Source organism: Streptomyces sp. NPDC005574 (assembly GCF_040605435.1).
Lineage (GTDB): Bacteria > Actinomycetota > Actinomycetes > Streptomycetales > Streptomycetaceae > Streptomyces.
Map to the genome: position 1 here is coordinate 286474 of NZ_JBEXCW010000001.1, position 13684 is coordinate 300157.

The 13684-nt window shown below is 71.2% G+C and carries 10 protein-coding genes; 6 read left to right on the forward strand and 4 right to left on the reverse strand.

Annotated features, from left to right (window positions below):
- The first annotated feature begins 67 nt into the window (after window positions 1-67).
- Entirely contained in the window at window positions 68-1978 is a 1911-nt protein-coding gene (locus ABZT03_RS01365; RefSeq protein WP_356031824.1) for an NHL domain-containing thioredoxin family protein, read from the forward strand.
- Window positions 1979-1990: 12 nt separating this feature from the next.
- On the opposite strand, the gene ABZT03_RS01370 is transcribed toward ABZT03_RS01365, so the two are convergent.
- From ABZT03_RS01370 to ABZT03_RS01380, 3 genes are all read right to left on the reverse strand, one after another.
- Window positions 1991-2242 (reverse strand): DUF6458 family protein, encoded by a 252-nt coding sequence (locus ABZT03_RS01370; RefSeq protein WP_356031827.1) that lies wholly within the window; start codon window positions 2240-2242, stop codon window positions 1991-1993.
- 87 nt (window positions 2243-2329) lie between these two features.
- A complete protein-coding gene (locus tag ABZT03_RS01375) occupies window positions 2330-3622 on the reverse strand; it encodes a M18 family aminopeptidase (protein ID WP_356031829.1) in 1293 nt (430 codons plus the stop codon).
- 108 nt (window positions 3623-3730) lie between these two features.
- A complete protein-coding gene (locus ABZT03_RS01380; protein WP_356031832.1) occupies window positions 3731-5557 on the reverse strand; it encodes an acyl-CoA dehydrogenase in 1827 nt (608 codons plus the stop codon).
- Between the two features lie 164 nt (window positions 5558-5721).
- On the opposite strand from ABZT03_RS01380, the gene ABZT03_RS01385 reads away from it, so the two are divergent.
- From ABZT03_RS01385 to ABZT03_RS01395, 3 genes are all read left to right on the forward strand, one after another.
- Entirely contained in the window at window positions 5722-6195 is a 474-nt protein-coding gene (locus ABZT03_RS01385; RefSeq protein WP_356031835.1) for an SseB family protein, read from the forward strand.
- A gap of 164 nt (window positions 6196-6359) precedes the next feature.
- Entirely contained in the window at window positions 6360-7331 is a 972-nt protein-coding gene (locus ABZT03_RS01390) for a pirin family protein (RefSeq protein WP_356031837.1), read from the forward strand.
- Between the two features lie 150 nt (window positions 7332-7481).
- On the forward strand, window positions 7482-8543 hold the full coding sequence (locus tag ABZT03_RS01395) for an AI-2E family transporter (RefSeq protein ID WP_356031840.1): 1062 nt from the start codon (window positions 7482-7484) through the stop codon (window positions 8541-8543).
- On the opposite strand, the gene ABZT03_RS01400 is transcribed toward ABZT03_RS01395, so the two are convergent.
- Complete coding sequence (locus ABZT03_RS01400; protein WP_356031843.1) at window positions 8510-10678, reverse strand: SpoIIE family protein phosphatase; 2169 nt, start codon at window positions 10676-10678, stop codon at window positions 8510-8512. The two genes, ABZT03_RS01395 and ABZT03_RS01400, sit on opposite strands and share 34 nt — an antisense overlap.
- A gap of 173 nt (window positions 10679-10851) precedes the next feature.
- Between ABZT03_RS01400 and aspS the strand changes: the two genes are divergently transcribed.
- Together aspS and ABZT03_RS01410 are read left to right on the forward strand one after the other, a co-directional pair.
- Window positions 10852-12615, forward strand: coding sequence for an aspartate--tRNA ligase (gene aspS / locus ABZT03_RS01405; RefSeq protein ID WP_356031845.1), 1764 nt, complete (start codon window positions 10852-10854; stop codon window positions 12613-12615).
- A gap of 118 nt (window positions 12616-12733) precedes the next feature.
- Window positions 12734-13684 (forward strand): intradiol ring-cleavage dioxygenase, encoded by a 951-nt coding sequence (locus ABZT03_RS01410; protein WP_356031848.1) that lies wholly within the window; start codon window positions 12734-12736, stop codon window positions 13682-13684.

Sequence of the window (13684 nt, forward strand, 5' to 3'; positions counted from 1 at the left end):
GGCCGCGAGGGCGGGGCCGGGCCGGCGCTCCGGCGTGGATGTCGGTGCGCGGTGGCACGCTGGAGCCATGACCGACTCGTCCCCGCCCCCCTCCCGCCGCCGGGCCCGCGTCCGCGCCCCCGAGCTCACCGGCAGGGGCGGCTGGCTGAACACCGGTGACCGGCAGTACAGCCTCGCCGACCTGCGCGGACGGATCGTCGTACTGGATTTCTGGACGTCCTGCTGCATCAACTGCCTGCACGTGATCGACGAGCTCCGTGATCTGGAGGCCAGGCACCGGGACACCGTCGTGGTCGTCGGGGTGCACTCGCCGAAGTTCGTGCACGAGGCCGAGCACGGGGTGGTCGTCGACGCGGTCGAGCGGTACGGCGTGGCGCATCCCGTGCTCGACGACCCCGAGCTCGTGACGTGGAACCAGTACGCCGTCCGGGCCTGGCCGACGCTCGTCGTGATCGACCCGGAGGGGTATGTCGTCACGCAGCACTCGGGCGAGGGGCATGTGCCGGCCATCGAGCGGCTGGTGACGGAGCTGGAGGCGGAGCACGGGGCGAAGGGCACGCTGCGGCGCGGTGACGGGCCGTACGTGGCGCCGGAGCCCGAACCGACGGTGTTGCGCTTCCCCGGCAAGGTGGTGCTGCTGCCGGGCGGGAACTTCCTGGTCAGTGACACGACCCGGCATCAGCTGGTGGAGCTGGCCGCGGACGCGGAGACCGTCGTCCGGCGGTTCGGCTCCGGTGAGAGGGGGTTCGCCGACGGCACGGCGGAGACGGCCGCCTTCGACGAGCCGCAGGGCCTCGCCCTCCTCGGCGAGGATGACGAGGGCGGCGGGGGCGGCTCGGTCGGCGGCTCGGTCGTCGTCGCCGACACCGTCAACCACGCCCTGCGCCGCCTCGACCTGGGCACCGGGGAGGTGACCACACTCGCGGGCACGGGCCGGCAGTGGTGGCGGGGGTCGCCCACCTCCGGGCCGGCCCGGGAGGTCGACCTGTCGTCGCCGTGGGACCTGGCGGTGTTCGGCGGGCGGGTGTGGATCGCGATGGCCGGCGTGCACCAGTTGTGGGCGTACGACCCGGTGGACGGCACGGTCGCCGTGATGGCCGGCACCGCCGAGGAGGGGCTGCTCGACGGGCCCGCGGCCGGGGCCCTGTTCGCGCAGCCCTCGGGGCTCGCGGCGACCGCCGACCGGTTGTGGCTGGCCGACTCGGAGACCTCGGCGCTGCGCTGGGTGGATCACGGCGGGGCGGTGCACACCGCCGTCGGCTCGGGGCTGTTCGACTTCGGTCACCGCGACGGCCCCGCCGAACAGGCTTTCTTCCAGCACCCGTTGGGGGTCACCGCGCTGCCCGACGGCTCGGTCGCCGTCTGCGACACGTACAACAACGCCCTGCGCCGGTACGACCCCGCGACCGGGCAGGTCACCACGCTCGCCACGGACCTGAGGGAGCCGAGCGGCGCGGTGCTGGTGGGCGGCGACCTGGTGGTCGTGGAGTCGGCGCGGCACCGGCTGACCCGGCTGCGTCTGCCGCCGGAGGCCGCGCGGGTGCCCTCCGCGGCCGGCCGTACCCGGCGCGGGAGCACCGAGGTGGCACCGGGCAGGCTCGCCCTGGACGTGGAGTTCCGGGTTCCGGCGGGTCACAGGCTCGACACGCTCACCGATCCGGCCGGGGGGACGGGTGAAGGCGAAGGCGCGGGCACTCCCCGCGGCTCGGCCACGCGCCTGCTGGTGTCCGCCACCCCGCCCGGTCTGCTGCTGTCGGGCGGCGGCGCGGGCACCGGTCTCTCCCGCACCCTGCGGCTCGACCCGGAGGTGGCGGAGGGCGTCCTGCATGTCTCGGCGTGGGCCGCGACCTGCGACGACGACCCCGCCGTCGCGTACCCGGCCTGCCATGTCCACCAGCAGGACTGGGGCGTGCCCGTCCGCCTCACGCGGGAGGGGACGGACCGCCTGTCCCTGGTCCTGGCGGACCAGGACATCTGAACCGGCCGGGGGTCAGACGCCGTATCCGTCGCTGTAGCCGTCACGCGGGCGGTGCCGGTCCTCTTCGACGACCGTCGTCGTGGGCGGCGGCACCATGACCCGACGGCGCCGGGCGATGCTGCTGAAGGTCGAGACGCCGATCAGTCCCACGATCATGAGGATGATGCCGACGAGGTCGAGGTTGACCCCTTTCATCTCCCAGTCGGTCGCGAACGTGAGGATGGCTCCCGCGGCGATGAGGATGATGCATCCGCCGAGGCCCATGGCTGTTGCCTCCCTGTCCGGACCGGTCGTTCCGGCCCGGACTTGCGGGTACCCCGGCTGTCAACCCCCATGCAGCGGGCGCCCGTTCTATCCCTCCAGGAACGCCACCAGCGCGTTGCCCAGCAGGTGGGGGTCGTCGGCGCCGCACAACTCCCGTGCGCTGTGCATGGAGAGGATGGCCACGCCGATGTCCACGGTCCTGATGCCGTGCCGGGCCGCGGTGATCGGTCCGATCGTGGTGCCGCAGGGCATGGAGTTGTTGGAGACGAAGGACTGGAAGGGCACGCCGGCCTTCTCGCAGGCGGCGGCGAACACCGCGCGGCCCGAACCGTCGGTCGCGTAGCGGTTGTTGACGTTGACCTTGAGGATGGGGCCGCCGTTGACGCGCGGGTGGTGGGTCGGGTCGTGCCGTTCCGCGTAGTTGGGGTGCACGGCGTGACCGGTGTCGGAGGAGAGGCAGACGCTGCCGGCGAAGGCCCTCGCCCGGTCCTCGTAGGTCCCGCCGCGCGCGAACACCGAACGCTCCAGCACGCCGCCGAGCAGCGGCCCGTCCGCGCCGGTGTCCGACTGCGAGCCGTTCTCCTCGTGGTCGAAGGCGGCCAGCACCGGGATGTACGACAGGGCGGAGCCGCCGGCGGCGGCGCTCAGGGCGGCCACGGCGGCCTGCACGGACAGCAGGTTGTCCATGCGCGGGCCGGCGACCAGCTCCTCGTCGCGGCCGAGGTAGGCGGGCCGTTCGACGGAGTGGACCATCAGGTCCCACCCGGTGACCTGGCCGGCCGCGAGTGCGCTCTCCTCCTCCAGGAAGGAGATCAGGTCGCCGTCGCCGGCGGCGCCGAGCCCCCACACGGGCTGCAGGTGCCGCTGCTTGTCCAGCTTGAGGCCGTCGGAGTTCACCGCACGGTCCAGGTGGATGGCGAGCTGCGGGACGCGCAGCAGGGGCCGGTCGACGTTCACCAGCCGGGTGGAGCCGTCCCGCAGGGTCAGCCGGCCGGCGAGGCCCAGGTCGCGGTCGAGCCACGAGTTGAGCAGCGGGCCGCCGTAGATCTCGACGGCGACCTGGCGCCAGCCGTGCGCGCCGGTGTCGGGCTGGGGCTTGACCCGCAGGTTGGGCGAGTCGGTGTGCGCGCCGATGATGCGGAACGGCGTGTGCGGGTCGGCGCCCTCGGGGACGTACCAGGCGACGATCGCGCCGCCCCGCAGCACGTACTTCCCGCCGCTCGTCCCGTCCCACGCGTCCGTCTCCGCGACCTGGCGGAAGCCGGCCTTCTCCAGCCGCTCGGCGGCGTTGGCCACCGCGTGGTACGGCGTCGGGCTGGCCGCGAGGAAGGCCATGAGGTCATCGGTGAGGCCGCGGTCGAAGCGGGAGGGTGCGCTCATGGGTTCACCTTAACGACGTACGAGGGCCCGCTCCCGGTGACGGGGAGCGGGCCCTCGTGAGGACGGTGTGGAGTTCCGCGAGGCTGTACGGGGTTGTACGGCTGCGTCCTAGAACGCGTCCTCGTCGAGTTCCATCAGGTCGAGTTCGACGCCCTCGGCGACCTTGCGGGCGAGGGTCACGCCGGGCAGGACGTTGGCCGCGAAGAACTTCGCCGCCGCGATCTTGCCGGTGTAGAACGGCCGGTCCTTCGCGGTGGCCGTCTCCAGCTTCTCGGCGGCGATCGCGGCGCCCTTGAGGAGCAGGTAGCCGACGACCACGTCACCGGAGGCGAGCAGGAGGCGGGTGGTGTTGAGGCCCACCTTGTAGATGTTCTTGACGTCCTGCTCGGTCGAGGCGAGGTCGGTGAGCATCAGGCCGACGATGGCCTCCAGCTCGACCGCGGCCTTGGCGAGGTGCTCGCGCGCCCCGGCCAGGTCCTCGCCGCCGGTGCCGAGCGCCAGGAACTTCTTGATGTCCTCGGCCAGCGAGTTCAGCGCGGCGCCCTGGTTGCGGACGATCTTCCGGAAGAAGAAGTCCTGGCCCTGGATCGCGGTGGTGCCCTCGTACAGGGTGTCGATCTTGGCGTCGCGGATGTACTGCTCGATCGGGTACTCCTGCAGGAAGCCGGAGCCGCCGAAGGTCTGCAGGGACTGGGCGAGCTGCTCGTAACCCTTCTCGGAGCCGTAGCCCTTGACGATGGGCAGCAGCAGGTCGTTGAGGGCGTGGTCGGCGGAGGTGTCCTCGCCGCCCGCCTCCTTGACCGCGATGGTGTCCTGGACGGACGCGGTGTAGAGGACGAGGGCGCGCATGCCCTCGGCGTACGCCTTCTGCGTGATCAGCGAGCGGCGGACGTCCGGGTGGTGGGTGACGGTGACCTTGGGCGCGGTCTTGTCCATGAAGTTCGCGAGGTCGGGCCCCTGGACGCGCTCCTTGGCGTACTCCAGCGCGTTGAGGTAGCCGGTCGACAGGGTCGAGATGGCCTTCGTGCCGACCATCATCCGGGCGAACTCGATGATGCGGAACATCTGGCGGATGCCGTCGTGCTTGTCGCCGATCAGCCAGCCCTTGGCGGGGTGGCGGTCGCCGAAGGTCATCTCGCAGGTGTTGGACGCCTTGAGGCCCATCTTGTGCTCGACGTTGGTGGCGTAGACGCCGTTGCGCTCGCCGAGTTCGCCGGTCTCGAAGTCGAAGAGGTACTTCGGGACGAGGAAGAGGGACAGGCCCTTGGTGCCGGGGCCGGCGCCCTCGGGGCGGGCGAGGACGTAGTGGAGGATGTTCTCCTCCATGTCGTGCTCACCGGAGGTGATGAAGCGCTTGACGCCCTCGATGTGCCAGGAGCCGTCCTCCTGCTGGACGGCCTTGGTGCGGCCGGCGCCGACGTCCGAGCCCGCGTCGGGCTCGGTGAGCACCATGGTGGAGCCCCAGGTCCGGTCGACGGCGATCTTCGCGATCTTCTTCTGGACGGCGTTGCCCTCGTCGAAGAGGATGCCGGCGAACGCCGGGCCGGAGGAGTACATCCACACGGCCGGGTTGGCGCCGAGGATCAGCTCCGCGTACGACCAGATCAGGGACGGGGGAGCGGTGGTGCCGCCGATCTCCTCGGGCAGGCCCAGGCGCCAGTACTCGGAGTCCATGAAGGCCTTGTAGCTCTTCTTGAAGGACGCCGGGACCGGGGCGGTGTTCGTCTCGGGGTCGAAGACCGGCGGGTTGCGGTCGGCGTCCGCGAAGGACTCGGCCAGCTCGTTCTCCGAGAGGCGGGTCAGTTCTTCGAGGACGCTCTTCGCGGTCTCGGTGTCCATCTCCTCGAACGGGCCGGTGCCGTACAGCTTGTCGCGCCCGAGGACCTCGAAGAGGTTGAACTCGATGTCGCGGAGATTCGACTTGTAGTGCCCCATGGCGACGGCTCCGTAGCGAGATCGGCGAGGCGGTGGTTCCTCGCGCCGGTTCTTGGTTCACATGGATCTGGTTCACGTACCAACTAGTAGCTACGATGATGCTACCCGTCGGTAATAAGACGCAACCCCGAAGGGGTCATCTGTGAGCCGTTACTCTTTCGGGCATGTACGGCTACGACCAGAACGCCGGTGCTCAGCAGCAGTACGCCCCGCCGCAGCAGCCCATGCCCGGGGGCGCCGGAGCCTACGGGCAGCAGCCGCCGCTCTACCCCGAGCCGTCCCCGCCCTCGCTGGCGGACGCGGTGCGCGCCTTCACCACCGGCCAGGTGACCGCGGAGGACTTCCAGCAGGTCTTCGCGACCTCGAAGGTCTACTGCCCGCGCGGTGACAACCCCGGTTTCCTGGCCCTGCACAACACCCAGCAGCCGGTGATCCCGATGTTCACCTCGCTCAAGGAGCTGCGGCGGTACGCGGGCAAGGAGTCCAAGTACTTCGTGATCACCGGCGCCGAGATGATCGACCTGCTCCCCACCGGCTACGGCTTCGTCCTCGACATGGAGGGCGAGCACCGCATGGTCTTCGACGCGAAGGCCGTGGAGCAGATGGTCGAGTTCGCGATGCGCCGGATGTACGGCTGAGTCGCCGCCCGATCCGGTCCGGTCCTCCTGGACGACGGCCGGCGCCCCGACGAGGGGCGCCGGCCGTCTGTTGTCTCCGGAGGGAATGCGCTCCGCTCCTTCGCGGTTAGGGGTGGCAGAAAGTTCAACGCTCAACTAAACTCGGAGCACAAGGAGGTACCGACATGCCTGCAGTGACCGTCGAGAACCCGCTGACGCTGCCCCGCGTCGCCGTGTCCGCAGACGCCGTGGCCCGTCCCGTGCTCACCGTCACGACCGCACCGAGCGGTTTCGAGGGTGAGGGCTTCCCGGTGCGCCGAGCGTTCGCCGGGATCAACTACCGCCACCTGGACCCGTTCATCATGATGGACCAGATGGGCGAGGTGGAGTACGCGCCGGGCGAGCCCAAGGGAACCCCCTGGCACCCGCACCGCGGCTTCGAGACCGTGACGTACATCATCGACGGGATCTTCGACCACCAGGACTCGCAGGGCGGTGGCGGCACCATCACCAACGGCGACACCCAGTGGATGACCGCGGGTTCGGGCCTCCTGCACATCGAGGCGCCGCCGGAGTCGCTGGTCATGTCCGGCGGACTCTTCCACGGCCTGCAGCTGTGGGTGAACCTGCCGGCCAAGGACAAGATGATGGCGCCGCGCTACCAGGACATCCGGGGCGGCAACGTCCAGCTGCTCACCACGCCCGACGGCGGCGCGCTGCTGCGCGTCATCGCGGGCGAGCTCGACGGCCACCAGGGTCCCGGTGTCACGCACACCCCGATCTCCATGATCCACGCGACGGTCGCGCCGGGCGCCGAGCTCACGCTGCCGTGGCGGGAGGACTTCAACGGGCTGGCCTACGTGCTGGCCGGGCGCGGTTTTGTCGGCACCGAACGGCGTCCCGTCCACAAGGGCCAGACGGCGGTCTTCGGCGCCGGTTCCTCGCTGACCGTCCGCGCGGACGAGCAGCAGGACTCCAACACCCCGGACCTGGAGGTCGTCCTGCTGGGCGGCCGGCCGATCCGAGAGCCGATGGCGCACTACGGGCCGTTCGTGATGAACACCCGCGACGAACTCCAGCAGGCGTTCGAGGACTTCCAGAAGGGCCGCCTCGGCACGATCCCCGCGGTCCACGGCATGACCGAGGGCGGCCTTTAACCCCCCGGTCCCCGCGACCGTGGCAACGGGCCCGAAGGAGCGAGTGGTTTCGCGGCTTCGGGCCCGTCGCCGTGTCCGGGGCCCGCCGGCCCGGACCCGTTCGGCTGTTCCCGGGTGACAGGCGGGGCGGGATGTGGCCGGATGGGAGGGGTGCAGGTACCCCGAGCGCTGCTTCCCGAGTCCGTACGACGGCTGGCCGCCTGGTGTGTCGTCGTGCTGCTCGTCTCCGGGGTCGTCTACGTGGGCATCCAGGTGTGCGCGGCGCTGCGGACCGCGGTCACCCCGGTGCTGCTGGCGCTGCTGGGGACCGCGCTGCTGCGGCCGCTGTACCGGCGCCTGGTGCGGGCCGGGGTCAACGGGTCGGTCGCCGCCGGGCTCACCTGTGTCGCCGTGGTCGCCGTGGTCGGCGGGGCCGTCTACATCGTCGTGGCCGCGCTGATCGACACCGGGGACCAGATCGTCGCCTCGCTGAAGGACGCCGCGACCTCGGTCGCCGAGCACTTCGGGGCGGCGGGGACCTCCCTGGACGACGTGGCGTCCAACGCGCGGGAGTTGCTGACCAAGTTCGGCGGGACCGCCGCCTCGAACGTCATCAGCGGGGTCAGTGTCGTCGGCGAGAGCATCGCCATGGCCGTGCTCGCGCTGCTGCTCGTCTTCTTCTTCCTGCGGGACGCGCACCGGGCCGTCGGCGCGCTGCGCGGTATGGCGCCGCAGGGCACCGCCGACGTCCTGGAGGCGATGGCGCGCCGGGCCTTCGAGGCCGTCGAGGGGTTCATGCGCGGGACCACCCTCATCGCCCTGATCGACGCCACCTGCATCACCGTCGGTCTGCTGATCCTCAAGGTCCCGGGCGCCGTCGGACTCGGCGCGCTGGTGTTCGTCGGCGCCTACGTCCCCTATCTCGGCGCCTTCCTGTCCGGCGCCGTGGCCGTCCTGGTCGCCCTCGCTGACCGGGGGGTCGTCATCGCGCTGTGGACGTTCGGGGTGGTGCTCGCCGTGCAGGTCATCGAGGGACACGTGCTGCAGCCGGTGATCCAGAGCCGGACCGTGCAGATGCATCCGGCGGTGGTGCTGCTCGCGATCACCGCGGGAGCGTCCGTCGCCGGGATCCTGGGGATGCTGCTGGCCGTGCCCCTCACCGCGGCCGCGTCCGGGGTGGTGCACGAGCTGCGTGCGCGTTACGCCCCGTCCTCCGGGGCGTCCGCCTCGTAGAGCTCGAACCAGATGCTCTTGCCCTCGCCCCGCGGGTCGACCCCCCACATGTCCGCGAGCATCTCGATCAGCACCAGTCCGCGGCCCGAGGACGCCAGTTCGCCCGGGCGGCGCTTGTGGGGCAGGTCGTCGCTGGTGTCGGTGACCTCGACGTGCATCCGGCGGATACCGGGCTCCCCCCTGACCTCGGCCAGCAGCGTCGCGTCCGCGTCGGTGTGCACCAGGACGTTGGTGAGCAGCTCGGACAGCAGCAGCACCGCCGAGTCCACCTGCTCGGGGGAGGCCCAGTCGTGCAGCAGCTCCCGCAGCTGGTGCCGGGCCACGGCGACCCGCTCGGGTTCCGCCTGGGCGACCGCCAGCATCGTGCGCCGCACGGTGTGCCGTGTCGCGTCGTCCCCGTCGCGGGTGAAGTCGCCGCCCTCGTCGCGGCCCTGCCGGCGCAGCAGCAGGACGGCTATGTCGTCCTCCCGCCGGTCGGCCAGCGGGCCGGTGGTGTGGTGGGAGGAGGGTCCGTGCACACCCTGCACCAGGGCGTCGGCGAGTTCCTCCAGGTCCCCGTCGTGTGTCTCCAGGATCGCCCGGATGCGTTTCCAGCCGGTCTCCAGGTCGTGGCCGCCGGTCTCGATCAGGCCGTCGGTGCACAGCAGCATGGTCTCGCCGCGTTCGAGGGCGAGTCGTGTGGTCGGGTAGTCGCCGTCCGGGTCGATGCCCAGCGGCAGGCCGCCCGCCGTGGGTCGCGTCAGCACCGTCCCGTCCGCCATGCGTATCGCGGGGTCCGGGTGGCCGGCGCGGGCGATCTCCAGGATGCCGGTGCCCGGGTCGACCTCGACGTACAGGCAGGTCGCGAAGCGCAGGTCGGTGCTGTCGGGGTCCTCGTAGGTCATCCCGTGCAGGAAGCGGGAGGCGCGGGAGAGCACCGCGTCGGGGCGGTGGCCCTCCGAGGCGTACGCCCTGAGCGCGATCCGGAGCTGGCCCATCAGCCCGGCCGCCCGCACGTCATGGCCCTGGACGTCACCGATGACCAGGGCGAAGCGGCCCGAGCCGGACTGCGACCGGGAGGTGCCCCCGGGCAGCGGGATCATGTCGTACCAGTCGCCGCCGACCTGGAGGCCGCCGCCGGTGGGGACGTAGCGGGCGGCCACGCTCATGCCCGGGATCTGGGGTCCCAGGGTGGGCAGCATGGAGCGCTGGAGGCCGTCGGTGAGCTCCCGCTCCGACTCCGCGACCCCGGCCCGGGACAGGGCCTGGGCGAGCATGCGGGCGACCGTGGTGAGGACCGAGCGCTCGTCGGGGGTGAAGGCGACCGGGTGGCCGAAGGCCGCCATCCAGGCACCCATCGTGCGACCGGCCACGGTCAGCGGTACGAACGCCCAGGACTGGCGGCCGAAGTAGCGGGCGAGCGGCCAGGTGACGGGATAGCGGTCCTTGTACTGCTCGGGCGAGGACAGATAGACCGCCCGGCCGGTGCGGACCACCTCGGCCGCCGGGTAGTCCGTCTCCAGGTTCATGTGGGTGAAGGGGCCCTCGTCGCCGGGCTGCTGCCCGTGGTGGCCGATGATCGTCAGGCGGTCGCCCTCCACCCCGAAGACCGCGAGGCCGTCCGGGGAGAAGCCCGGCATCGACAGGCCGGCCGCCACCCGCAGCACCTCCTCCGTGGACCGGGCCTCGGCCAGCGCCCGGCCCGCGTCCAGCAGGAACGCCTCCCGGGAGCGCCGCCAGTCGCCGGTGACCGCCGTCCGTCCGGACGGGGTCCCCGGAGGCGGTTCGGTGACCTCCTGGAGGGTGCCGGTCAGCAGGAACGCCCGCCGCTCGGGGTCGTAGGACGGCTTGGAGCGGCTGCGCACGGTGCGGATCACCCGGCCCCGCTCGTCCATGATCCGGATGCGGACCTCGGCGAGGGTGCCCTCGGCGACGGCGAGCTGCACGACTCCGGTGATCTCGTTCCAGTCGACGGGATGGAGGCAGGCCCGTGCCTGGGCCTCCGTGAGGGTCGCCGGGCCGCCGGACAGCCCGAGCAGCCGAGCCGCCTCGGAATCCACCGTGACCAGCCCGTCCGCCGTGTCCCAGTGCCAGACGCCGGTCGCGAGCGTGGCCAGGACGTCCCCCACGGCGGGCAGGGGCTCACGAGTGCGCATTGCCCCACTTTAAGAAGAAGGACTCGAAGAATGCCACTGATGGCGTACGGCGACCGAGTGGGCGATCTTGAAACGGCCCGGCAAATGGTGGGGAGGCGATCTTTGGGTGCCCGGTACGCTGGGGGTGTTTCACGTGAAACAGCCCCCGATCCGCAAAGACTGGATGAACGACGATGCATCGGTACAGGTCCCACACCTGCGGCGAGCTCCGCGCCTCTGACGTCGGCACCGACGTCCGGCTGAGCGGCTGGCTGCACAATCGGCGCGACCTGGGCGGCATCCTCTTCATCGATCTGCGCGACCACTACGGCATCACGCAGCTCGTCGCCCGGCCCGGCACCCCCGCCTACGAGGCCCTCGACAAGGTCACCAAGGAGTCGACGGTCCGCGTCGACGGCAAGGTCGTCTCCCGGGGCACGGACAACGTGAACCCGGACCTGCCCACCGGTGAGATCGAGGTCGAGGTCGGCGAGGTCGAACTGCTCGGCGCCGCCCAGCCGCTGCCCTTCACGATCAACGCCGAGGACGGGGTCAACGAGGAGCGGCGTCTGGAGTACCGCTTCCTCGACCTGCGCCGCGAGCGCATGCACCGCAACATCATGCTGCGTACGGCGGTCATCTCGGCGATCCGGCACAAGATGACGGCGCTGGGCTTCAACGAGATGGCGACGCCGATCCTGTCGGCCACCTCCCCCGAGGGCGCCCGCGACTTCGTCGTCCCGTCCCGGCTGAACCCGGGCCGGTTCTACGCCCTTCCGCAGGCGCCGCAGCAGTTCAAGCAGCTGCTGATGATCTCGGGCTTCGACCGCTACTTCCAGATCGCCCCCTGCTTCCGTGACGAGGACGCCCGTGCGGACCGTTCGCCGGGTGAGTTCTACCAGCTCGACGTCGAGATGAGCTTCGTCGAGCAGGAGGACGTCTTCCAGCCGATCGAGAAGCTCATGACCGAGCTGTTCGAGGAGTTCGGCGGCGGCCGGCACGTCACCTCCCCGTTCCCCCGCATCCCGTTCCGCGAGTCGATGCTCAAGTACGGCTCCGACAAGCCGGACCTGCGCGCCAAGCTGGAGCTCGTGGACATCACCGATGTCTTCGAGGGCTCGGAGTTCAAGGCGTTCGCGGGCAAGCACGTGCGGGCACTGGCGGTGCCGGACGTCTCGGGCCAGCCTCGCAAGTTCTTCGACCAGCTCGGTGACTTCGCCGTCTCGCAGGGCGCCAAGGGTCTGGCCTGGGTGCGGGTCGCCGAGGACGGGTCGCTGACCGGCCCGATCGCGAAGTTCCTCACCGAGGAGAACGTCGCCGAGCTCACCAAGCGGCTCGGCCTGGCCGCCGGCCACGCCGTCTTCTTCGGCGCCGGCGAGTTCGACGAGGTCTCCAAGATCATGGGCGCGGTGCGGGTGGAAGCCGCCAAGCGCGCCGGGCAGTTCGAGGAGAACGTCTTCCGGTTCTGCTGGATCGTGGACTTCCCGATGTACGAGAAGGACGAGGAGAGCGGCGCGATCGACTTCTCGCACAACCCCTTCTCGATGCCGCAGGGCGGTCTGGAGGCCCTGGAGACCCAGGACCCGCTGGACATCCTGGGCTGGCAGTACGACATCGTGTGCAACGGCGTCGAGCTGTCCTCCGGCGCGATCCGTAACCACGAGCCCGACATCATGCTCAAGGCCTTCGAGATCGCGGGCTACGACCGGGAGACCGTCGAGGACAAGTTCGCCGGCATGCTGCGCGCCTTCCGCTTCGGCGCCCCGCCGCACGGCGGCATCGCCCCCGGCGTCGACCGCATCGTGATGCTGCTGGCCGACGAGCCCAACATCCGCGAGACGATCTCCTTCCCGCTCAACGGCAACGCCCAGGACCTGATGATGGGCGCGCCGACGGAGCTGGAGGAGACCCGGCTGCGGGAGCTGCACCTCTCGGTGCGCAAGCCGCAGCCGAAGTAGCGTCGGCAGCGCGAGTGGCTCGGAACCGTGGTCGGTTCCGAGCCACTTTCGCGTTCCCGGGTCGCTGACAGCTCTCTCCCATGCTCCTGACAGGTTCCGTCCCTAGCGTCCCGGCCTCATGACGGATCACCAGGAACCACACAGGGAACGGGAACTGACGCGCCGCACGGTCGTGGCCGCCGGCGCGGGCGGCCTCGCGGCGGCGGGCCTCGTCGGCAGCGGCCTGGCCACGAACGCCTTCGCGGGAGACGGCGGGACCGGCGCGGGCACGCCGGCGCGGGACGACGTCTGCTATCGCCTCACCTCGGAAACCGTCGAGGGCCCCTACTACATCGACGCTGACAAGCTCCGCCGGAACATCACCGAGGACCGGGAGGGCATCCCGCTCCGGCTCGACCTCGCGTTGATCGACTCCGAGACCTGCCGGCCGCTGCGTGACGCGGCCGTCGACATCTGGCACTGCGACGCGGCCGGCGTCTACTCCGGCTACGAGAACCAGGGCAACGGCGGTGGCGGCGGCCCCGCCCCCACGGGAGAGCCCCCGACCGGCACGCCCACCGGCGAACCCCCGACCGGCGGTCCCGGCGGCGGTGGCGGCGGCCACCAGGAACCCACGGACGACTCGCGCTACCTGCGCGGCACCTGGCGCACCGACCGGCACGGCCACGTCACCTTCCGGACGGTGTTCCCGGGCTGGTACCGGGGCCGGTGCGTGCACATCCACGTCAAGGTCCACGTGGACGGCGAGTGGACCGACGCCGGCTACGAGGGCGGCCACGCCTGCCACACCGGGCAGTTCTTCTTCGACGAGGAGTCCGTCCTCGCCTCGGCGGAGGTGGAGCCGTACGCGAGCAACGCCGCCGAACGCACGACCCTGACCGAGGACACGATCTACGACCAGAGCGGCGCCCGGGGCGGTCTGCTCAGGCTGCGCTACGACCGGCGGGACATCGCCAGGGGCGTGCACGCGTCCCTCACGGTCGGCGTCGATCCGGAGGTGACGGAGGACGGCCAGGCCGCCCCGCCCCGGCCGAGCACGTCGGCGTCCGCGTCCGCGTCGGCGTCGTAG

What these genes read in the sequence shown, in the direction of transcription:
- ABZT03_RS01400 (WP_356031843.1), bottom strand. Translation starts at nt 10,678, where the DNA reads ATGCGCACTCGTGAGCCCCTGCCCGCCGTGGGGGACGTCCTGGCCACG.
- aspS (WP_356031845.1), top strand. Translation starts at nt 10,852, where the DNA reads ATGCATCGGTACAGGTCCCACACCTGCGGCGAGCTCCGCGCCTCTGAC.
- ABZT03_RS01375 (WP_356031829.1), bottom strand. Translation starts at nt 3,622, where the DNA reads ATGAGCGCACCCTCCCGCTTCGACCGCGGCCTCACCGATGACCTCATG.
- ABZT03_RS01390 (WP_356031837.1), top strand. Translation starts at nt 6,360, where the DNA reads ATGCCTGCAGTGACCGTCGAGAACCCGCTGACGCTGCCCCGCGTCGCC.
- ABZT03_RS01365 (WP_356031824.1), top strand. Translation starts at nt 68, where the DNA reads ATGACCGACTCGTCCCCGCCCCCCTCCCGCCGCCGGGCCCGCGTCCGC.
- ABZT03_RS01385 (WP_356031835.1), top strand. Translation starts at nt 5,722, where the DNA reads ATGTACGGCTACGACCAGAACGCCGGTGCTCAGCAGCAGTACGCCCCG.
- ABZT03_RS01410 (WP_356031848.1), top strand. Translation starts at nt 12,734, where the DNA reads ATGACGGATCACCAGGAACCACACAGGGAACGGGAACTGACGCGCCGC.
- ABZT03_RS01370 (WP_356031827.1), bottom strand. Translation starts at nt 2,242, where the DNA reads ATGGGCCTCGGCGGATGCATCATCCTCATCGCCGCGGGAGCCATCCTC.
- ABZT03_RS01380 (WP_356031832.1), bottom strand. Translation starts at nt 5,557, where the DNA reads ATGGGGCACTACAAGTCGAATCTCCGCGACATCGAGTTCAACCTCTTC.